General features: G+C 74.7%; 23 protein-coding genes and 1 pseudogene. 9 read left to right on the top strand and 15 right to left on the bottom strand.

The features are described 5' to 3' along the window. Window positions 1-56: 56 nt before the first annotated feature. From ACFPIJ_RS61650 to ACFPIJ_RS61630, 5 genes are read left to right on the top strand one after another with little or no spacing between them, the layout of a single operon-like run. Entirely contained in the window at window positions 57-986 is a 930-nt protein-coding gene (locus ACFPIJ_RS61650; protein WP_380128859.1) for a LysR family transcriptional regulator, read from the top strand. A gap of 5 nt (window positions 987-991) precedes the next feature. Beyond that, the gene (locus tag ACFPIJ_RS61645; RefSeq protein WP_380128858.1) at window positions 992-1,555 is read left to right on the top strand and encodes an RNA polymerase sigma factor; all 564 of its coding nucleotides are present in this window, start codon (window positions 992-994) and stop codon (window positions 1,553-1,555) included. Continuing rightward, window positions 1,552-2,283 carry a hypothetical protein gene (locus ACFPIJ_RS61640; RefSeq protein ID WP_380128857.1) on the top strand — a complete coding sequence of 244 codons (732 nt, stop codon included), beginning with the start codon at window positions 1,552-1,554 and terminating at the stop codon, window positions 2,281-2,283. Before ACFPIJ_RS61645 ends, ACFPIJ_RS61640 begins: the two co-directional genes overlap by 4 nt. 21 nt (window positions 2,284-2,304) lie before the next feature. Continuing rightward, window positions 2,305-2,460, top strand: coding sequence for a hypothetical protein (locus ACFPIJ_RS61635; protein ID WP_380128856.1), 156 nt, complete (start codon window positions 2,305-2,307; stop codon window positions 2,458-2,460). A 23-nt stretch (window positions 2,461-2,483) separates the two neighbouring features. Next, window positions 2,484-2,891 carry a nuclear transport factor 2 family protein gene (locus ACFPIJ_RS61630; RefSeq protein ID WP_380128855.1) on the top strand — a complete coding sequence of 136 codons (408 nt, stop codon included), beginning with the start codon at window positions 2,484-2,486 and terminating at the stop codon, window positions 2,889-2,891. Window positions 2,892-2,910: 19 nt separating this feature from the next. Here ACFPIJ_RS61630 and ACFPIJ_RS61625 read toward each other — a convergent pair whose 3' ends face one another. After that, window positions 2,911-3,093, bottom strand: a complete 183-nt coding sequence (locus ACFPIJ_RS61625) for a hypothetical protein (protein WP_380128854.1) — start codon at window positions 3,091-3,093, stop codon at window positions 2,911-2,913. Between the two features lie 107 nt (window positions 3,094-3,200). Continuing rightward, window positions 3,201-3,488 (bottom strand): hypothetical protein, encoded by a 288-nt coding sequence (locus ACFPIJ_RS61620; RefSeq protein ID WP_380128853.1) that lies wholly within the window; start codon window positions 3,486-3,488, stop codon window positions 3,201-3,203. 6 nt (window positions 3,489-3,494) lie between these two features. On the opposite strand from ACFPIJ_RS61620, the gene ACFPIJ_RS61615 reads away from it, so the two are divergent. After that, window positions 3,495-3,875, top strand: coding sequence for a MarR family winged helix-turn-helix transcriptional regulator (locus ACFPIJ_RS61615; protein WP_380128852.1), 381 nt, complete (start codon window positions 3,495-3,497; stop codon window positions 3,873-3,875). Here the strand turns inward: ACFPIJ_RS61615 and ACFPIJ_RS61610 are convergent. The 9 genes from ACFPIJ_RS61610 to ACFPIJ_RS61570 all read right to left on the bottom strand — a co-directional run bounded on the left by ACFPIJ_RS61610 (window position 3,841) and on the right by ACFPIJ_RS61570 (window position 13,189). Continuing rightward, a complete protein-coding gene (locus tag ACFPIJ_RS61610; protein ID WP_380128851.1) occupies window positions 3,841-4,857 on the bottom strand; it encodes a polyprenyl synthetase family protein in 1,017 nt (338 codons plus the stop codon). The two genes, ACFPIJ_RS61615 and ACFPIJ_RS61610, sit on opposite strands and share 35 nt — an antisense overlap. Next, window positions 4,854-5,687: a UbiA prenyltransferase family protein gene (locus tag ACFPIJ_RS61605; RefSeq protein WP_380128850.1), complete on the bottom strand. Its 834-nt coding sequence runs from the start codon at window positions 5,685-5,687 to the stop codon at window positions 4,854-4,856. Before ACFPIJ_RS61605 ends, ACFPIJ_RS61610 begins: the two co-directional genes overlap by 4 nt. After that, on the bottom strand, window positions 5,684-6,814 hold the full coding sequence (locus ACFPIJ_RS61600) for a cytochrome P450 (protein WP_380128849.1): 1,131 nt from the start codon (window positions 6,812-6,814) through the stop codon (window positions 5,684-5,686). Before ACFPIJ_RS61600 ends, ACFPIJ_RS61605 begins: the two co-directional genes overlap by 4 nt. After that, window positions 6,811-9,411 (bottom strand): PEP/pyruvate-binding domain-containing protein, encoded by a 2,601-nt coding sequence (locus tag ACFPIJ_RS61595; protein WP_380128847.1) that lies wholly within the window; start codon window positions 9,409-9,411, stop codon window positions 6,811-6,813. The genes ACFPIJ_RS61600 and ACFPIJ_RS61595 overlap by 4 nt, the downstream gene beginning before the upstream one ends. After that, the gene (locus ACFPIJ_RS61590; protein ID WP_380128846.1) at window positions 9,408-10,019 is read right to left on the bottom strand and encodes a nitroreductase family protein; all 612 of its coding nucleotides are present in this window, start codon (window positions 10,017-10,019) and stop codon (window positions 9,408-9,410) included. The genes ACFPIJ_RS61595 and ACFPIJ_RS61590 overlap by 4 nt, the downstream gene beginning before the upstream one ends. Then, window positions 10,019-10,615 (bottom strand): methyltransferase family protein, encoded by a 597-nt coding sequence (locus tag ACFPIJ_RS61585; protein ID WP_380128845.1) that lies wholly within the window; start codon window positions 10,613-10,615, stop codon window positions 10,019-10,021. Before ACFPIJ_RS61585 ends, ACFPIJ_RS61590 begins: the two co-directional genes overlap by 1 nt. Further along, window positions 10,612-11,445 carry an AfsA-related hotdog domain-containing protein gene (locus tag ACFPIJ_RS61580; protein WP_380128844.1) on the bottom strand — a complete coding sequence of 278 codons (834 nt, stop codon included), beginning with the start codon at window positions 11,443-11,445 and terminating at the stop codon, window positions 10,612-10,614. The genes ACFPIJ_RS61585 and ACFPIJ_RS61580 overlap by 4 nt, the downstream gene beginning before the upstream one ends. Window positions 11,446-11,774: 329 nt before the next feature. After that, window positions 11,775-12,629 (bottom strand): hypothetical protein, encoded by an 855-nt coding sequence (locus ACFPIJ_RS61575; RefSeq protein WP_380128843.1) that lies wholly within the window; start codon window positions 12,627-12,629, stop codon window positions 11,775-11,777. Then, window positions 12,626-13,189, bottom strand: coding sequence for an RNA polymerase sigma factor (locus tag ACFPIJ_RS61570; RefSeq protein ID WP_380128842.1), 564 nt, complete (start codon window positions 13,187-13,189; stop codon window positions 12,626-12,628). The genes ACFPIJ_RS61575 and ACFPIJ_RS61570 overlap by 4 nt, the downstream gene beginning before the upstream one ends. A 70-nt stretch (window positions 13,190-13,259) precedes the next feature. Here ACFPIJ_RS61570 and ACFPIJ_RS61565 point away from each other — a divergent pair, with 70 nt between their 5' ends. The 3 genes from ACFPIJ_RS61565 to ACFPIJ_RS61555 all read left to right on the top strand — a co-directional run bounded on the left by ACFPIJ_RS61565 (window position 13,260) and on the right by ACFPIJ_RS61555 (window position 14,288). Next, on the top strand, window positions 13,260-13,388 hold the full coding sequence (locus ACFPIJ_RS61565) for a hypothetical protein (RefSeq protein ID WP_380128841.1): 129 nt from the start codon (window positions 13,260-13,262) through the stop codon (window positions 13,386-13,388). A gap of 154 nt (window positions 13,389-13,542) precedes the next feature. Further along, on the top strand, window positions 13,543-13,941 hold the full coding sequence (locus tag ACFPIJ_RS61560; protein WP_380128840.1) for a hypothetical protein: 399 nt from the start codon (window positions 13,543-13,545) through the stop codon (window positions 13,939-13,941). Between the two features lie 143 nt (window positions 13,942-14,084). Next, on the top strand, window positions 14,085-14,288 hold the full coding sequence (locus ACFPIJ_RS61555; RefSeq protein ID WP_380128839.1) for a hypothetical protein: 204 nt from the start codon (window positions 14,085-14,087) through the stop codon (window positions 14,286-14,288). 125 nt (window positions 14,289-14,413) lie between these two features. Here ACFPIJ_RS61555 and ACFPIJ_RS61550 read toward each other — a convergent pair. The 4 genes and pseudogenes from ACFPIJ_RS61550 to ACFPIJ_RS61535 all read right to left on the bottom strand — a co-directional run. Continuing rightward, window positions 14,414-14,596, bottom strand: a pseudogene (locus ACFPIJ_RS61550) (peptidoglycan-binding domain-containing protein); the annotation flags it as partial. Between the two features lie 221 nt (window positions 14,597-14,817). Further along, a complete protein-coding gene (locus ACFPIJ_RS61545; protein WP_380128838.1) occupies window positions 14,818-15,117 on the bottom strand; it encodes a YciI family protein in 300 nt (99 codons plus the stop codon). 42 nt (window positions 15,118-15,159) lie between these two features. Further along, window positions 15,160-16,368: an ABC transporter permease gene (locus ACFPIJ_RS61540; RefSeq protein ID WP_380128837.1), complete on the bottom strand. Its 1,209-nt coding sequence runs from the start codon at window positions 16,366-16,368 to the stop codon at window positions 15,160-15,162. Continuing rightward, the gene (locus ACFPIJ_RS61535) at window positions 16,352-17,029 is read right to left on the bottom strand and encodes an ABC transporter ATP-binding protein (RefSeq protein WP_380128998.1); all 678 of its coding nucleotides are present in this window, start codon (window positions 17,027-17,029) and stop codon (window positions 16,352-16,354) included. The genes ACFPIJ_RS61540 and ACFPIJ_RS61535 overlap by 17 nt, the downstream gene beginning before the upstream one ends.

The following is a 17,029-nucleotide window of genomic DNA, read 5'->3' as shown; positions in this document are numbered from 1 at the left end:
ACGGCACCGTGCAGGTCCAGCGATGAATTCCGGTGCTGACTCGTTAGGATTTCCGCATGGTCGGGTTGGATCTGCGCCGCCTGCGGTTCCTGCGCGAGTTCGAGGAGCGGGGCACCCTCGCCGCGGTCGCCGCGGCCCTCGGCTACAGCCCGTCCACGGTCTCGCAGCAGCTGGCCCTGCTGGAGAAGGACGCCGGCACGCCGCTGCTGGAGAAGGCCGGCCGGGGCGTGCGCCTCAACGACGCCGGCCGGCTCCTGGCCCAGCACGCGCGCGTGCTGCTGTCGGCGGCCGAGGCGGCGGAGGCCGACCTCGCCGCGCTCGGCGGCGACGTCCGCGGCACCGTGCGCGCCGGCGGCCTGCAGTCCGCGGCCCGCCGCCTGCTCGTGCCCGCCGTGGCCCGCATGCAGGCCGACCGCCCGCGGGTCCGGGTGGAGATCTTCGAACTGGAGCTCGAAGAGGCGCTGCCCGGTCTGCGGCTCGGCACCGTCGACCTGGTCATCGGCGACGAATACGACGGCCATCCCCGCCCGCGCCCGGCCGGGATGCGCTTCTCGGTCCTGCTCGAAGAGCCGATCAAGGTGGTGCTGCCGGCCACGCACCCACTCGCGGCGTCCGGCGCGCCCGTCGCGATCAGCCGGCTGCGATCCGACGTGTGGACCTCGTCCGCCGAGGGCACCGGCCACCACGCCATGGTCGTCGGCACCTGCCGGACGCTCGGCGGCTACGAACCCGACGTCCGGCACCGCTCCAACGACGCCGACGTGCAGCTCGAACTCGTCCGCGCCACCGGCGCCGTCGCGCTCATGCCGCCGCTGGCGCTGCCGGCCGGCGACACCGGGCTGGCCGTGCGCGACCTCGCCGAGGCCACCCTCAGACGCCGCCTCGTCACCGTCACCCGCGACACCCCACCGTCGCCCGCCCTGACCGCGTTCGTGGCGGCGGTATCAGCAGCGGCCGTAACAGCGGCGGCGGTGCCGGACAGGTAAGGGACGTGAGCACACCGCAACCAGATCGGGAGCGGCGCTTCCGGACGCTGTACGACGACACCTACGTCGACGTGCTGCGCTTCGCCCAGCGTCGCGTGCACCCGAGCCACGCCGAGGACGTCGTCGCCGACGCGTTCCTCGTCGCCTGGCGCCGCCTGGACCAGGTCCCCCGCACACCGGACGACGCGCGGGCCTGGCTGTTCGGCATCACCAGGCACTGCCTGCTCAACGCCCAGCGGGGGCTGAAACGCCACGACGCCCTCGCCGTGCGCATCGCGGAGACCGCACCCGCCGTCGCCAGCCCGGCCGAGGACGAGGGTGTCGTCCGGCGGCTGGAACTCGCCGCAGCCTGGCACGCGCTCAGCCCGGCGGAGCAGGAGACGCTCGCCCTGTGCGTCTTCGACGACCTGACCTCCGCGCAGGCGGCCAGGGTCCTCGGCATCACCGCCGCCGCGTTCCGCATCCGCCTGCTGCGGGCCCGCCGCGCCCTGCGCCGGCGGCTCGACCCCGCACCCGCCACCCTGCCGGTCCCCGCACCGGCCCCGACCCGGATGGAGGCCCGATCGTGAACCACCTCGCCGACCTGCGTGCCCTGGACGCTGCCACCCCGCCGACCGCGGACCAGCTCCGCCGCGCCGAAGCCACCCTGGATCGCATTTTGGCGGTGGTACCCCCAGCGAAACGCCGGCGTCGCGCCCTGCTGCTCGTCCCCGCGGCTGCCGCCGCGGCCGCTGTGGTCGCGGCGGCGTTCCTGGTGAGCGCACCGGGACCCGCGTACTCATCGTGGACCGCCGAGCCCGCCCCGCTGACCGCCGGGGAGACCGGCCTGGTGGGACCGGCCTGCCGGGACGCGCTGGACGGCGGGAGCCTCGACCTGCGCCGGGCCCGGCTCGTCCTGGCAGAACGTCGCGGCGACTTCGTCGTCCTGCTGTTGCGCACCGACGACCCGGACATGTCCGGGTCCTGCCTGGCCCACCAGCCACGCGGCACCGACGACGTCGACGACGTCCAGGCGGCCGTCGGCGGCAGCGACGGCCCCGCGATGACCGCGCCCCCACGCGGCTACACCCAGGGCGCCCTCGCCGGCTACCGCCACGCCACGATCACCGACGGCGCGGCCGGCACCGACGTCACCGGCGTCACGATCCGCGCCGGCGACCTGACCGTGCACGCGTCGGTCCACGACGGCCGGTACGTCGCCTGGTGGCCGGCGCAGACGACCGGCGACCTCAGCTACGACCTGACCCTGACCGACGGCACCGTCATCCACGACGCCCGGCCCACCAGACCGAGCTGATCCGCCGCGCGTCAAATCCGGATGCGTCCGTGGACGCCGTGGGACACCTTCGGCGGGACCGAGCCGGACACGCGGGCAGGCGGCATCCCGCACCACATCGCCGAGCACCTCGATCTCGTGGTGTTTCGTGCCGGGCCCGGCACGTTCCCGGGGCCCGGCGCGAACGCGGTCAGGTGACGGTCAGGCGTGATACTTGGCTCGTGGACACTCGCACCGCTGCCGCCGCCTGGGCACACACGTGGGTCTCGGCATGGCGGTCGCACGACGCCGCCGCGGTCGCCGCGCTGTATGCGCCGGACTGCACCCACCGCTCGCTGCCGTTCCGCCCGCCGCTGTCCGGCCGCGCGGCCGTGCTGGAGTACCTGCGCGAGGCGTTCGCGGAGGAGTCCGCGGTGGTCGACGTCTGGTTCGGCGCACCGGTCGTCGACGGCCGTCGCGCCTGGGTGGAGTACTGGGCAACCGTCTTCGACCGCGACGGCGGCGCGCTGACGATCGCCGGCAGCGCGGTCGCCCGGTTCGACGCGGCCGGCCTCATCACCGAAACCCGCGACTACTGGCACGCCACCGCCGGCCACGTGCCGCCACCGGAGGCGTGGCACCTCGCCTGACACCTGAGGCGCGACCCGGTCACACCGGGACGCGCGGCTGGGCGAGGGCCTGGATGAGCTCGCCCAGCACCCGTCCGGCGTCGGCGTTGTCGACCTGGCAGGTGCCGGCCGCGAGGTGGCCCCCGCCGCCGTGGCCGAGCATGATCGAGCCGATGTCCACCGGTGACGTGCGGTCCACAATGGACTTTCCGACCGCGAACACCGTGTTCTGCCGGTCCCGGCCCCACAGCGCGTGGATCGAGACGCGCGCCCCGGGGTGCAGTTCAGCAGCGTCCAGCCGGTCGGGTCGAGGATCTCCTCCACGGTGTACTACGCCGAGTCCGCCTTGTCGACCGCGTCCATGAGGTCCTCGGGGACGTCGGCGAAGAAGTCGGCGCCGCCGAACTCGTTGTAGATGACCCGGGCCGCCGACGGGGCCGACGCGTCGATGATGTGGTTGGGCTGCGGGCCGACGCGCGCCGTCTCGGAGTGGTGGTGGTCGAACACCATGTGCGCCCCCGCGACGTACGGCAGGTTCGTGATGATGTCGTTCTCGGTGATCTCGACCTTGCCGTCCTGCATGTCCTTCGGATGCACGAAGACGATCTCGTCGATCATGTCGAGATGCGGGTGGTCATGGACGCCGCGCTGCAGGCGCGCGGCGTGACGGGGCTGACCCCGGCGCACGCCAACATCATCCCGTTCGTCCCGCCGCAGGGCATCCAGATCGGTGAGCTGGCGCGGCTGGCCAAGGTGCGCAAGCAGTCGATGGCCGCCTCGGTCGAGCTGCTGACCGCCGCCGGATACGTGACCCGGCAGCCCGACCCCGACGACGCGCGGGCCAGCCTGGTGTTCCTCACCGACAAGGGCCGCGCGCTCCGGCCGGCCTCACTGCTCGCCGGCCGGAAGGTCGAGGCGGACTGGGCCGCGGTCGTGGGCCGCGACGACGTCGAGCACCTGCGTCACACGCTCATGCGCCTGCCGGAACCCGGCGCCCACGGCTGAGGCGTGCCGGGGCACCCGGCAGCGGGAACGCCAGCATCGCGTCGTCGACGAGGTCATGCAGGGCCGCGGTGAACGGTTCCGCGCCGCCGAGCGCGTCCAGCGCCCGGTGCACCCCGGCGAGCATCCCGTCGACCCGCTCGTGGTAGCCGCGCAGGTGCTCGGGGGCCGTCAGCCGCGCCTTGAACTCGGCCCTGGCCGCCGCCGAGGTCGCCGCCGACGCGTGCAGGGCCAGCAGCGCGGACCGTTGTGCCGCGGGCGCGCCGTCCAGCAGCAGCATCACCAGGAACGTGGCGGCGCCGTTGCGGAGGTCCTCGTCCCGGCCGGTGACCAGGTCGCGCTGGTCGTTGGTCAGCTGCCGCAGGACCCCGAACCGGCGGCCGACGTCACGCCAGCGCTCGACCCGGCCGGGGTCGGCGCCGGCCAGGCAGGCCGCCATCGCGGTGGCCATGGCGTACGGGGCGCCGGTCTTGCCCGCGTAGCCGGCCAGGACCGAGCCGACCGACGCCTGCGCGGGCCGGACGGTGTAGTCCAGGAGCTGGCCGCTGATGCCGTCAAGCCACCCGCGGGACAGCTCGGCCAGGGCGGCGACCTTCATGGTGTCCGGCACAGCGGCCGCGCCGATGAGCCGGTTCGGCAGGTGGCTGCCGACGCCCAGCGCCGCCAGGATGTCCGCGTTGCACCGCGCCGGGTCGACCGGGCCGCCGTCGGCCAGGTCGTCGAGGTAGCGGGCGGCGGCCCACCAGAGCAGGTGGACGACCGCCGCCGGCCGGCCCCCCGCGGGGTCGCCGGTCTCGGCGGCGTGCACGAGCAGCGGCAGCCGGATCATCACGTCCACCGCGCCGGTCGAGCCGCGCGCGGCCAGGTTGCCCAGGAAGCCGGCGAGGAACCCGGCCATGGCCTCGTCGGCGACGTCGCCGCTGCAGCGGAGCCCCGCCACGAGCGCGGTCAGGTCGTCGTGGACCGGGCCGACGTCGATCGTCATGATGTTCCTCCTGCAGCGGTCAGGGCCCACGTGGCGAACGAGGCCAGCACGAAGAAGAAAGCCAGCCGTGCGTCCCAGCGCTCGGCGCGGCGGAAGCGCCACCACGCCACCGCCGGGAAGGCCAGCGGCAGCAGCGCCGGCGCCGAACCCCAGGGGGCCAGCACCAGGGCCGAACCCGCGGCGCTGAGCAGGGCGACGGCGACCGTGGCGGGCAGGCCGAAGGTGGTGACGTAGGTGCGCTCCCCGGGCCGTGGCACGCGGGTGATCTTCTTCGCCACCTCCAGGTGCAGGGTGGCGAGGCTGACCACGGCGAGCGCGGTCCAGAACGACGGGTCGAAGCCGCCGCCGGTCGTTCGGAGATGGATGGTGTACAGGTACAGGTGCAGCAGCAGTTGCACGGGACTGCTCAGCACCAGTGTCAGCACCAGCCGGCCCGGATCCGGGCCGGGCAGCAGCAACAGCAGCGCATAGGCCAGCTGCACCGCGACGACCAGCGCAGCCCAGCCGTCGAACCCGTTCAGCAGCACCAGCAGCGCGGCGATCCCGGCGTACCAGCGCAGCAACGACGACCTGGTGACGGCACCGGCGGCAAGCGGCCGGTCCGGGTTGTGCACGCGGTCGTAGGGCAGGTCGCGGATGTCGTCGACGATGCGCATGAGCAGCATGTCGAGGGCGATCGTGAGCGCCGCGACCGCGGTCCACGGGCCGGGCCGCCACGGGCCGGCGGGCGGGCCGGTGAGGGCGAAGAGCCCGGTGACGCCGTAGGCCCAGCAGACCGCGAACAGCACCGACGGCACCAGCGGGTAGCTGCCGCGGATGAACGCCCTCATCGCAGGTGCACCGGCAGCCGCCACAGGCCGCGCAGGAACATCCTGTCCCGCCACGCGGCGGGGCCCGACGCGGCGCGCAGGTCCGGGAAGCGGCGCAGCAGCGCGCCGATCGCGGTGCGCAGCTCGACCCTGGCGTGCGGGGCGCCGACGCACATGTGCCGGCCATGACCGAACCCCAGGTGCGGGTTGGCGGGCCGGTCGAGGCGGAACCCGGCCGGGTCCGCGAAGACCGCCGGGTCGCGGTTGGCCGCGTCGGTGAGCGGGATGACGACCTGCCCCGCGGGGAGCGGCACGCCGGCCAGCTCCGCGTCGGCGAGCAGGACGTGCGGCTGCCCGCCCGTGCCGGCGAACCACACCCAGCGCAGCAGCTCCTCGACCGCGGCGGGGATCAGGTCGGGTCGCGCGATCAGGGTGCGGCGCAGCTCGTCGTCGTGCAGCAGGTGGTGCACGCAGCTGCTCAGATGGCTCGCGGTGGCGTCGCCGCCGGCCATGACCAGCCCGGCGGCCATGACGACGGTCTCCTGCTCGCTGAGCGTCGCGGCGAGGGTCGCCAGGAACCCGGTGCCCAGCCGGTCGCGGAAGTAGCCGTGCATGGCGGCCGTGGCCGCGGTGACCTCGTCCGGCTCGCAGCGACCCGCGGACATCATCACGTCGGTCCACGCGGCGAGCTGGTCGACGTCGCCGTCCGGGGTGCCCAGGATGCGGCCGACGACGAGGTACGGCAACGGCCGCAGGTACGTCGCGACCAGGTCGACCGGTCCGGGCTTCGCGGCGACGGCGTCCAGCAGGTCCTCGGCGATCCGCTCGATCCACTGCCGGTCGGCCTCGGCGGCCCGGTGGGTGAACGCCGCCTGCACGGCCCGGCGGCGGCGGGTGTGCAGCGGCGCGTCGGTGGTGGCCAGGGCAAGGGTGTCGGGGCTGCGGGCGAACATGGTGCCGCCGTGCCACTGCTGCCGGCTGAACCGCGGGTCGGACAGCACGGTGCGGACGTCGGCGTGGCCGGTGACGAGCAGCGCCGGGTGGTTGCCGCGGATGTGGACCGGGACGAGGGCCGAGCGCCGGAACAGTGCCGCCTGCTCGGGGTCGAGGGCGACGCCGGGGCGGCTCTCGAACGGGAACGCCGTCATGAGGCATCCGTCGGCGCGAGGATGCGCACGGTCCCGGCGGTGCCGTCGAGCTCGATCAGGGCGCCCTCCGGGATGCGGCTGGTGGCGCCCGGCACGGCGACGACCGTCGGCACGCCGAGCAGCCGGCCGGTGATCGCGGTGTGGGACAGCAGGGTGCCGCGCTCCACGACGAGTCCTTTCGCCGCCATCATCAGGAACAGCCAGCCGGGGTCGGTCTCGCGGGCGACGAGGATCGCGTCCCGGCACGTCTCCGGCGCCACGGCCGGGTCGAGGACCAGGCGGGCCGGGGCCCGCACGACGCCGGGCGCGGAGCCGAGCCCGGTCAGCACCCCTGCGGCATCCGACGCCGTCTCCGCAGTCACCTCGTGAGCGCCGGGCAGCACGTCGCGCAGGGGTCCGGTGGCCGGGGTGCGCAGCAGGCCGGGCCGGCTCGGGCGGGTCTCGGCGAGGAGCCGTTCGCGGCGCCGGGCGGCGGCGAGGTCGCGCAGCGCGGCGCACGGCAGCGTGCCGTCGTAGGCGCCGAGGACCTCGGCGACGGTGAGGTCGCGGATGTCGAGCGGGTCGTCCAGGTGCCCGGTGGCGTGCAGGTCGGCGCCGAGCCGCCAGAGGATGTCGCGGGAGAGCCCGTACAGCTGCGTGCGGCAGAACCGGGTGTCCTCGCGGACCCGGGCGATGAACCGCACGTATCGCGACAGGGTGCGCAGGGCGGTGCGGCGCAGCCGGCCGGGGCAGCGGGCGGCGAGTTCCTCGCCGGTCTGGCGCATCGCTGCCCGTTCGGCTTCGAGCAGGGCCTCGACCGTGCGGCCCTGGGTGACGTACGGGCGCAGCACCTCCAGCAGGAGCCACGGCTGCTGCCGCGGGGTCGGCTGTTCGAGCTTGAGGTCGTGCAGGGCGCGGTCGCCGTAGCGGCGCAGGTACCCGGCCGCCGCCTCGGCGAGGGGCTTGCCGTGCCGGCCGGTGCTGATGTCGTGCCACACCTCGCGGGGGCGTTCACCGGACTCGACGGCCGCGCGCAGCCGCGGGTCGGCGGCGACGAGCTCCGCGAGGGCGACGGCAGCGCGGACCGACTCGAGGGACCGGTTGGCCGGACCGCCGGTCAGCAGGCCGGTGAACAGTCCTTTGCCGCCCGCCCACCGGTCGAGCAGGCGCATCAGGACCTTGACCGCCAGGAGCCCGTAGATGGAGTTGGTGAGGGTGACGCCCCAGCGGACGCTCACCGCGGCCCACAGCTCCCGGTATGCGGTGACGAGCTGGTGCGGGGTGCGGCCGGACAGGTCGCCCGCGTCCGCCATGACACCGTCCCACCAGCGCAGGAACTCCCTGGCGCGGCGGGGGTGGCGGGTGGCCCGCAGGAGCGTGCCGGGCAGCGCGAGCCAGGCCCGCCGGCGGGGCCGGGTGACGGGCGGGCGGGCCTCGCCGGTGACGCCCATGCCGTCCTGCCACACGTCGCGCACCAGGTCGAACACCGGCAGCTGGCCGTGCAGGGCGTGCCAGGCGCCGAGGCGGTAGTAGACCCGGCCGTCGAGGTGCGCGACGAGTTGCTCCAGGTGGTGCCGGTTGGCGTCGACGGTGCGGGCCGGCACGCCCATGCGGTGGTACAGGTCGCCGAACGCGCGCCGGTAGAACTCCTGCGCCTGGGAGAACGTGAGCGCGCCGGAGATCCCCGGGTAGCTCTCGGTGATGTTGTGGTTGGCCCAGTACACCGGCGGACCGGCGGGCAGCACCATCGGCCGGGCCTGGACCAGGTGCAGGACGCCGTCGGCGGTGATGGTGCCCTCGACGTCCTGCGGGCCGCCGAAGAACGCCTCGGCCCTGGCGGCGAGGGCGGCGACGGCGCGGGCGGTGCGGTCGTCGAGCACCGGCGCGGCGGCGAGGGCGGCCGGCACGGGGAGCAGCGCGAGCTCGCCGCTGCCGTCCGGCGGGCCGACCATGCGTTCCTTGCGGACCAGGTCGGCGGTCACGGTCGTGCCGGTGACGTGGAAGTGGTCGACGTCGGCCTTCTCCTGCACGACGCCCTCGCCGATGCCGTGCGCGGCGGCGATGACGGTGCGGCGGGCGCCGTCGCGGGGGTCGCGGGTGAACGCCACGAACGAGCGGGTGCCGGGCACCATCAGCTGCACGCCGACCGCGATCCGGGTCCGGGCCGGGTCGAGGCCGCGCAGCTGCCGGTAGGCCACCGCCCTGGCCGTGAACGCCGACGCCCAGCAGGCCGCGATCCGCTCCGCCACCCGGTCGGCGGGCACGTAGAGGAAGCTGTCGCTCATCCCGGCGAACGGGTCGGCCCCGTCCTCGCCGTCCGAACCGTCCATTGTGGAGGCCACGGCGCAGGCACGGACGGCGAACACCGCGCCGGGGCCGAACCTGGCGCGCACCTCGTCGAGGATTCCGTCCGGCACGGGTGCGGCGCGCAGCGCGGCCCGCGCCCTGGCCCACCGGTCCGGGCCGTCGCCCGGGTCGACGTCCTGCCACGCCGCGTCGAACGCGGTCGCCGGGACGGTGATCAGGTCCGGCACCGGGAAGCCGGCGGCCCGCATCCGGTGCAGCCGGGCGAACTTGTGCCCCACCAGCGCCGGGTCGGTGACGGTCGGGATCGTCATGTCTCGTTCCAGCCGTCGATGTGGATGACGTCGTCGAGGGGGGCGCGGCGCGCGGGGCGGAAGCCGCCGCCGATGGGGTGCGCGGTCGGGATCAGGGCGCCCTGCCGGACGCGGCCGGGCAGCCGGAGCAGCTCGGCGACCTCGGCCTCCCGGTCCAGGTGCACGGTGGTCCACGCGGTGGCGAGGCCGCGGGCGCGGGCGGCGAGCATGTAGCTCCACGCGGCCGGCAGCAGCGATCCCCAGGTGCCGGCCTGGTTGCCGGTGCCGAGACCGCGTGACAGCTCCAGGCACGGCACGACCAGGACGGGCACCTGCCCGAGGTGCTCGGCGAGGTGCCGGGCGCTGGCCAGGTCCCGCGGCGGGACGCCCGCGTCGGTGACGTCCGGTGGATACCGCTGTTCGAAGGCTTGCCGGTACACCCGCCCGATCGCCGAACGCAGCGCCGGATCGGTGACGACCAGCCACCGCCAGTGCTGGCGACCCCCGCCGGTCGGCGCCTGCACGGCCAGCTCCAGGCAGGCGCGGACGTCGGCGAGGTCGACGGGGCGGGTCAGGTCGAGCCTCCGGCGCACCGACCGCGTGGTGGCGAGCACCTCGGCGGCATCCATCACCACACGCCCGGCACCAGGCGCTTGCGGCCCACGGCGTAGTCACGGTATCCGGGCATGTCCCACAGCACCTGCTCCTCCACCCGCAGCCGCCACACGATCGACGCGACCAGGGCGCACAGCGCGAGGGCTCCCGCGGGCCCGGGAAAGCAGCCGACGAGCCCCAGGTGGGCCAGGATCATGCCGGCGTAGGCGGGGTGCCGGATCATGCGGTACGGCCCGTGCGTGACCGCGACCTGGTCGCTGCGGCGCACCACGTGGTGGGAGTAGAACCGGCCCAGGGTCCGGATCGCGATCTCCCGCAGGCCGACGCCGCCGGCGAACACCGCCGCCGACGCCCAGAACCAGGCCGGGCGCTCCCCCGGCACCAGCAGGCAGCAGGCGAGGGTGGCGAGCCGGGCCGCGCCGTAGGGCACGATCGTCCACGCGTCCTGCGGCGCGTTGGTGGCCCGCAGGGCGACCGGGGCCTCGACGAGCAGCCACAGCGCGTAGAGGCCGATGACGACGAGGGCGGCCGGGTCGGCGCGGTGGACGGCGGCACCGCCGGCGAGGAGCCCGACCGCGGTGCCGAAGATGATCCAGGGTGCGGCTCTCACGCGGACCGCACCTTCCGATAGGCGACCGGCGACATCGTGTGGGTGACGAGCCGGACGGTGCCGAGGTCGGCCGCCCCGGCGTGCAGGCCCATGTCGAACGCGGTCCGCGCCCGGGGCCGGCCCTCCGGCCGCCGCCAGCTCACCCGCAGCGGCAGGTCGGCGGGCGGAGCGGCCGGGATGTCGGCGGTCAGCTCGATCCACACCACGTGGACGTCGAGCGGGTGACCGTTGGCGATGTGCCCGAGCATGAGCACCAGCTGCCGGGCCGCCTCGATCACCTCGATCGGGTCCCGCAGGTCAGCGGGCGCGGCGAGGGCCGGGCAGCGCAGCACGGGGCAGGTGAACTCGCCGGCCGGCGTCCTGGTGGGCGCGCCCAGCATGACGGTGCTCAGATCGGCGCGGTGCACGAGCTTCGGCTCGGCGTGACCGGCGGGCGTCGCGGTCCCGCCGCTGCCGGTCCCGCCGCTGCCGGTCCCGCCGCTGCCGGGCCCGGCGGGCGCCGCGACCGTGGGCCGGGTCGCGCCGGGGAGCACGGTGACGGTGCCGCGGCAGATGTCCCGGACGGTGTCGCCGACGGACTGGGTGGCGGTGAGGCCGAGGGTGTCACCGGCCTGGTCGCAGCGCAGCTCGACGGGCCCGTCGAGCTCGCCGAACGCGGGGAACGCGAAGGCGAGGCGCAGCCGCCGGTCCGCCCGCCGCAGCGCGCCGCCGGTGACGTCGTCGGCGAGCCCGAGCAGACCCGCGACCAACAGATTGCCGGGTAGGTGGTCGACCGGGTGGTCGAAGAAGAACGGGTGGTGCCGGTCCACACGCAACGGAACCGTCCGCATCAATTCCTCCATTCACCTTCCGGGCGCAGCATGAAGCATCGAATTATTGTTTCGAAACTCGCAGGCGTCAATTCGAGAGAGGAATAATCGCTGGAATTCACCGGCCGGACCCGGTTTCGGGCGATTGGCGCTCAACATGGCGGTGTTCGCCGATAACCACGCATCAGTTGCCACGAATACGAAACATTGCGGTAACCGGCGGCCGTGGCGTCTGACATTCGGCACCAAACAAGGGGAACTGGCAGTGCACATTATTCGCGATGCGGTTGCGGCGAAAAAGGACCGGCCCCCGCGCCGTCTGGCGAGGGGGCCGGCTCGGCGGTGGCCGGTCAGGCGACCAGCGTGGTGGTCCAGAGGGAGTAGTTGCTGCCGGCCACGGTGACCGCGCCGACGATCCGGGCGTGTTCGTCGAGGACCAGCTGGTGTTCGGCGCCGCCCTTGACGGTGATGCCGAGGACGGCGTGCGCGGCGCCGTCGACGGTGGTCTCGCCGAGGGTGACGCCGGGCAGACCGGTGAGAATGCGTAGCAGGGTGGCGCGCAGCGCGGGCGGGACGATGACGTCGGCGGAGCGGGCAAGGTCGCTCACCAGGTTCCAGGCGAACCAGGCCCGCACCTCGTCGGTGCAGCCGCTGGGCGGGCAGGGCGCGTCGAGCACCATCGTGCGCAGCCGGTCGGGGTCGGCGGCGAGGCCGGCCAGGTACTGCGGCGTCGGCTGCCGCAACGACGGCCCGGTCGCCGCGAACGTGGTCCGCTGCTCCTGGACGTACTGCGGGTCGGTGGTGGTCAGGATGAGTCCCTCGGGCTCGTACAGCGACGTCTCGGTCCGGCGGTTCCCCTCGTCGACGAGGCGCACCTCCGACCTGATGTGCTGGCCCGGGCGGACCTCGGCCGCCGCCGGGCCGTTCTCCGCCAACCCGATCAGGGCGTCGACCGGGCGTGTCCCTGTCGCCGCCGGGGCGCCCGGTTCGAGGGGTGGCGTGTCGGCGGTGCGGCCGGCGAGGGTCACGGCGGCAACGACGCCCAGGACGACCAGGCCGGCGAGGGCGGGCGCCCACAACCGCGGCGCCGCGCGTCGCGGCGGGCGTTCGGTGGTGCCGGCCAGAACCCGGGACCGGGCCCGGGCGAGGTCGGCCGGCCGGTCGAACCTGGATCGAAGGGCGCGGATCTCGTCGAGGTCGTTCACGGTGTACTCCAGGAGTCAGGATCGGACGGCAGGTCGATCGCGGCGCGGACGCTCGCCCGGGCCCGGCTCAGCGCGGAGCGCACCGAACCGATCGGGATGCCGAGCGCCGCGGCGATCTCGGCGTAGGACAGTTCGGCGATCGCGTAGAGCAGCAGGACGTCGCGTTGCCGTCGGGGCAGCGCGGCGAGGGCACCGGCGAGCCGGCGGCCGGTCCTGGTCGCGTCGACCCGTTCGGCGCTGCGGGTGTCGTGCGCGTCGACCACCCCCGTCGCGCCGCCGAGCGGGTCGACGCCGACCTTGGCGAGCGCGCGGTACGCCCGCACCTCGTCCCGGCGGTGCCGGCGCAGCAGGTTCGTCGCGATGCCGTACAGCCAGGCCAAGGGCTCCCCCGGCCCGGCGATGCGGTCCCGGTGCCGGTGCGCGACCAGGAACACCTCGGCGACGACGTCCTCGGCGACGACCGGCCCGACGCGGTGGGCGCAGTACCGGTAGACCCGCTCGCTGTACGCGTCGAACAGCGCCGCCACGTCCGGTGGCGAGACGGTCCTCAGTGCGTTCATGTCCAGCTTCTGCCCGCAGCTCCCCGATCGGTTCCGCTCAGCGGTCGCGGGCGCCGCCTATCATCGTGACGTGTTTGGATGGATGCGCCGGAAGCCGCCCCCGAGCCGCTACGACCTCCGCGCGTTCCACCGGGGCCTGGGCCTGCCCGAGCCGCTGATCGACGACGAGTCGGTGGCGCGGCCGGTCATGGCAGCCTAGACGGCCGTCTTCACCGACAACGAGATGCTGTTCGATCGCGAGCCTCGGCGGCGTCGACACCCTGCTGGAGAGCCTGGACAAGGGCCACGCCCGGCGGAAGTTCAGCTACTGGGTCGTCAGCCGGCACTCGTTCGTCCTGCAGCTGGCCTGGACCATGTTCGGCCGGCGGCTGGTCAAGCGGACCTACGAGGAGAAGGGCCTGCTGCTGGCCGAGCTGGCCCGGCAGAACAAGCAGTATCAGAGCCTGCACGGCAACCCGGTGGAGGTGCTCGAAACGCTGCGCTCCCCGGAACCGCCGGCGGACCTCATCATCTGGAGCGGCCCGACCCTGCTCACCGCGACCGAGGACGAGCGCCTGGACATCCTCGACCTGTGCCGCGACCTCCTGCGCCCCGGCGGCGCCCTGCTGATCGGCGTGCCCGCGACCGGCCCGGCCGCCCTGGACCGGCTGGAGTGGATCCGCCGCGCGGCCGTCGAGGTGCTGCGCGAGGAGGAGCTCGCGGCCGACCAGGACGGGGCGCCCTACCGGTACCTGTGGCTGGTGCGCGACTGAGGCTGCCCACGGGCAGCGGGCCGCCACCACCCGTATACGTGTCGACCTCGACCGGCACCCGCGTTCGCCGGCACGTCGGTGAAGTGGAACGACTTCTTCGGCCTCACCGGCGAGACCCCGCTCTGAGCCAGTAGGTTGGTCCGGTGACCGACGCGGAGCTCATCGCCATCGCGCTGGCGGTCGGGTCCGAGCGCGGCCGTCCGTCCACACAGGACGCCAAGGTGCTCACTCGCGGGCCGGTGGCGGAGGTCCTGCTGAGCGACCCGCGGTATGCCCGCGGCGGCGGCCTCCTGGTGGTCATCGACACCGCGACCGGCACCGTCCTGCGGGTGGTGCCACAACTGTGAACCGGCGGCGCCCGGCTCCGGCCGGGTGCCGCCGACCCACGGTCTACACGCCCGGGCCGCCGGGGCCGTCGACGTACCGGCAGTAGGCGCTCGGGCCGCCGTAGCCGGTGTGCGATGGCGTCACGGGTCCGGGGACCGTACCGGCCGTCGCGGTCGGCGGTGGACGTGCCCTCCTTGGTCTGCGCCCGCTTCAGCGCCGCCTTGGTGAGCGTGCCGAACGTGCCGTCGGTGTCGAGCTTCTCCTTGTAGCAGGTGTTCAGCGACAGCTGCAGCTGCTTGACGGCCGCCCCCTGCGCGCCGGTGTCCAGCTCGCACTGCGCGTGCGGCCAGTCCTGCCCGGTGGACGGGGATGCGCACCTTGTCGACCGTCGGGTCGAGCGGCCAGTACACCTCGTCCACCCACACGGTCTGGTTGCACCAGCCGGCCGCCGCGGCCGGCCCCGACGTCAGCCCGACCACCGCGGCACTCATCGCGAGCGACGCGGCGACCAGGGCGGCCGCGCGCTCACGGCCGGCCGGCCGCGCGTGCTCACGGCCGGCCGCGCAGGAGCGAGACGCGGAACTCGCGCAGCTCGCCCTCGGCGAACCCGCCCGCGATCGCCGGGTCCTCCGCCATGATCCGCCGCGCCGCCGCCTCGTCCGGGGCCTCGAAGATCGCGACGCCGGTGTTGACCTGGCCGAGCGTCGGGCCGGCCAGGACGAGGACGCCGTCGGCGAGGAGCTGCTGCAGGCGCTCGAAGTGCCGCCCCCACGCCGCCTGCTCCTCGTCGGTCATGCTCGCCGCGAAGTTCGGGCGCGGCGGGTGAATGAAGTAGATCCATTCCGACATCGTCCGATGGTCCCACAGCGCCCGTCACCAGCGCCGCTACGGTCACGGCAGGGCGAGCGCCTCGGTCGGGGCCAGGCGGGCGGCCCGGATCGCCGGATAGAGGCCGGCGACCCCACCGATGGCGAGCGTGGCGCCGACGGCAACGCCCTGGGCCCAGCCCGGGACGGTGACCGGCCAGCCCTGGGTCAGGGCGTAGCCGGTGGTGATCGCGACGCCGAGCAGGACCCCGCCGGCACCGCCGAGGGCGGACAGCAGGACCGCCTCGGTGAGGAACTGGATGCGGATCTGGCCCTTGGTGGCGCCGAGCGCGCGCCGCCAGCCGATTTCGCCGCGGCGTTCGAGCACCGAGATGATCATCGTGTTGGCGACGCCGACGCCGCCGACGAGCAACGCGACCGCGCCGAGGCCGAGCAGGAGCGCGGTGAAGGTCCGGTCGGTGGCCGCCTTGACCCGCAGGGCGTCGGACGGCCGCTCGACCCGGACCTCGTTCGGATGCGCAGGGTTCACCGTGCGGCCCAGCTTCGCGCGGACCTCGTCGATCGAGGCGGGGGCGATGCGGGTGTACACGGTGGTCATGTGCCCGTCGAACCCGAGCTGGTCCTGGGCTGCGGGCGCACCGACGAACACGGCGCTGTCGAGCTCGGCGGCCAGCGGCACGGGGGCCAGGACGCCGATCACGGTGAACCACTGACCGCCGAGCCAGACGCGCGTGTCGGGGCCGGGGGCGCGGATGCCGAGGTACCGGGCGGCGGTGGCGCCGAGGACGACGGCGGTGGTGTGTTCGGTCGCGGGGTTGAGCCAGGCGCCGTCGGCGAGGGTCGCGCCGACGGCGGCCCGCAGGTCGGTGCGGGCGGCGAGGACGGCGATGCCGTTGGTGTTGCCCGCCGGGACCCGGTCGGTCCGGTAGACGGCGGCCTTGACCTGGCCGGTGGCGGAGACGTGCTCGACGCCGGCGATGCGGGCGACCATGTCGACCGCCTCCGCGGGCAGCTGCGCCTGGTCCCCTTTCAGGTCGACGCCGGCGGTGACGGTCAGCAGGTTCGTGCCGTAGCGCTCGAGGCGCTGCGCCAGGTCGAGCCGGCTGGAGGCGGTGATCCCGACGACCGCCACCATCGCCGCGATGCCGATGGCGATGCCGAGGGCGGAGAGCACCGCACGGGCCGGGCGGGTGCGCAGCCCGATCGCGCCGACCCGGGCGACGTCCAGCGGGCGGAGGCGGGCCGGCCGCAGGTCGTCATCCATCGTGGCCATCGCTCTGCCCGTCGACGATCCGCCCGTCGCGCATGACGACCTGCCGGGGCAGGCCGGCGGCCAGGTCGCGGTCGTGGGTGATGACCAGGACGGTGGTGCCGGCCAGGTGCAGGTCCCGCAGCAGGTGCAGGACGCCCGCGCCGGCGGCGGTGTCGAGGTTGCCGGTCGGCTCGTCGGCCAGCAGCAGCGGCGGCGCGCCGACGACCGCGCGGGCGATCGCGACCCGCTGCCGTTCCCCGCCGGACAGTTCGTGGGGCCGGTGCGTCAGGCGGTGCCCGAGCCCGACGCGTTCGAGCGCGGCCTGGGCCCGCTCCCGGCGCTGCCGCAGCGGGATGCCGAGGTACAGCAGCCCGTCGGCGACGTTGTCCAGTGCCGCGACGCCGGTGGCGAGGTGGAACTGCTGGAAGACGAACCCGATGGTGCGGGCCCGCAGGCCGGCGAGCCGGCGGTCCGGGAGGCCGGCGACGTCGTGCCCGGCCACCCGGACCCGGCCGCTGGTCGGCCGGTCGAGCGTGCCGGCGAGGTGCAGCATGGTCGACTTGCCGGAGCCGGACGGGCCGACGATCGCGACCAGTTCGCCGGGGCTGACGTCCAGGGAGACGCCGTCGAGGGCCACGACGCCGCCCGGGTACTCCTTGCGGACGTCGACGAGGGACAGGAT

The sequence above is a fragment of the Dactylosporangium cerinum genome (genome assembly GCF_042653625.1).
Lineage (GTDB): Bacteria > Actinomycetota > Actinomycetes > Mycobacteriales > Micromonosporaceae > Dactylosporangium > Dactylosporangium cerinum.
Note: the sequence above shows the minus strand (reverse complement) of the source record. Positions and strands in the feature narration are given on the sequence as shown.

Bases quoted from the DNA above. Each gene is read 5' to 3' on its own strand.
- ACFPIJ_RS61650 (WP_380128859.1), top strand. From the start codon at position 57: ATGGTCGGGTTGGATCTGCGCCGCCTGCGGTTCCTGCGCGAGTTCGAG.
- ACFPIJ_RS61635 (WP_380128856.1), top strand. From the start codon at position 2,305: ATGCGTCCGTGGACGCCGTGGGACACCTTCGGCGGGACCGAGCCGGAC.
- ACFPIJ_RS61620 (WP_380128853.1), bottom strand. From the start codon at position 3,488: ATGATCGACGAGATCGTCTTCGTGCATCCGAAGGACATGCAGGACGGC.
- ACFPIJ_RS61615 (WP_380128852.1), top strand. From the start codon at position 3,495: ATGCGGGTGGTCATGGACGCCGCGCTGCAGGCGCGCGGCGTGACGGGG.
- ACFPIJ_RS61610 (WP_380128851.1), bottom strand. From the start codon at position 4,857: ATGACGATCGACGTCGGCCCGGTCCACGACGACCTGACCGCGCTCGTG.
- ACFPIJ_RS61605 (WP_380128850.1), bottom strand. From the start codon at position 5,687: ATGAGGGCGTTCATCCGCGGCAGCTACCCGCTGGTGCCGTCGGTGCTG.
- ACFPIJ_RS61600 (WP_380128849.1), bottom strand. From the start codon at position 6,814: ATGACGGCGTTCCCGTTCGAGAGCCGCCCCGGCGTCGCCCTCGACCCC.
- ACFPIJ_RS61595 (WP_380128847.1), bottom strand. From the start codon at position 9,411: ATGACGATCCCGACCGTCACCGACCCGGCGCTGGTGGGGCACAAGTTC.
- ACFPIJ_RS61590 (WP_380128846.1), bottom strand. From the start codon at position 10,019: ATGGATGCCGCCGAGGTGCTCGCCACCACGCGGTCGGTGCGCCGGAGG.
- ACFPIJ_RS61580 (WP_380128844.1), bottom strand. From the start codon at position 11,445: ATGCGGACGGTTCCGTTGCGTGTGGACCGGCACCACCCGTTCTTCTTC.
- ACFPIJ_RS61570 (WP_380128842.1), bottom strand. From the start codon at position 13,189: ATGAACGCACTGAGGACCGTCTCGCCACCGGACGTGGCGGCGCTGTTC.
- ACFPIJ_RS61560 (WP_380128840.1), top strand. From the start codon at position 13,543: ATGTTCGGCCGGCGGCTGGTCAAGCGGACCTACGAGGAGAAGGGCCTG.
- ACFPIJ_RS61545 (WP_380128838.1), bottom strand. From the start codon at position 15,117: ATGTCGGAATGGATCTACTTCATTCACCCGCCGCGCCCGAACTTCGCG.
- ACFPIJ_RS61540 (WP_380128837.1), bottom strand. From the start codon at position 16,368: ATGGCCACGATGGATGACGACCTGCGGCCGGCCCGCCTCCGCCCGCTG.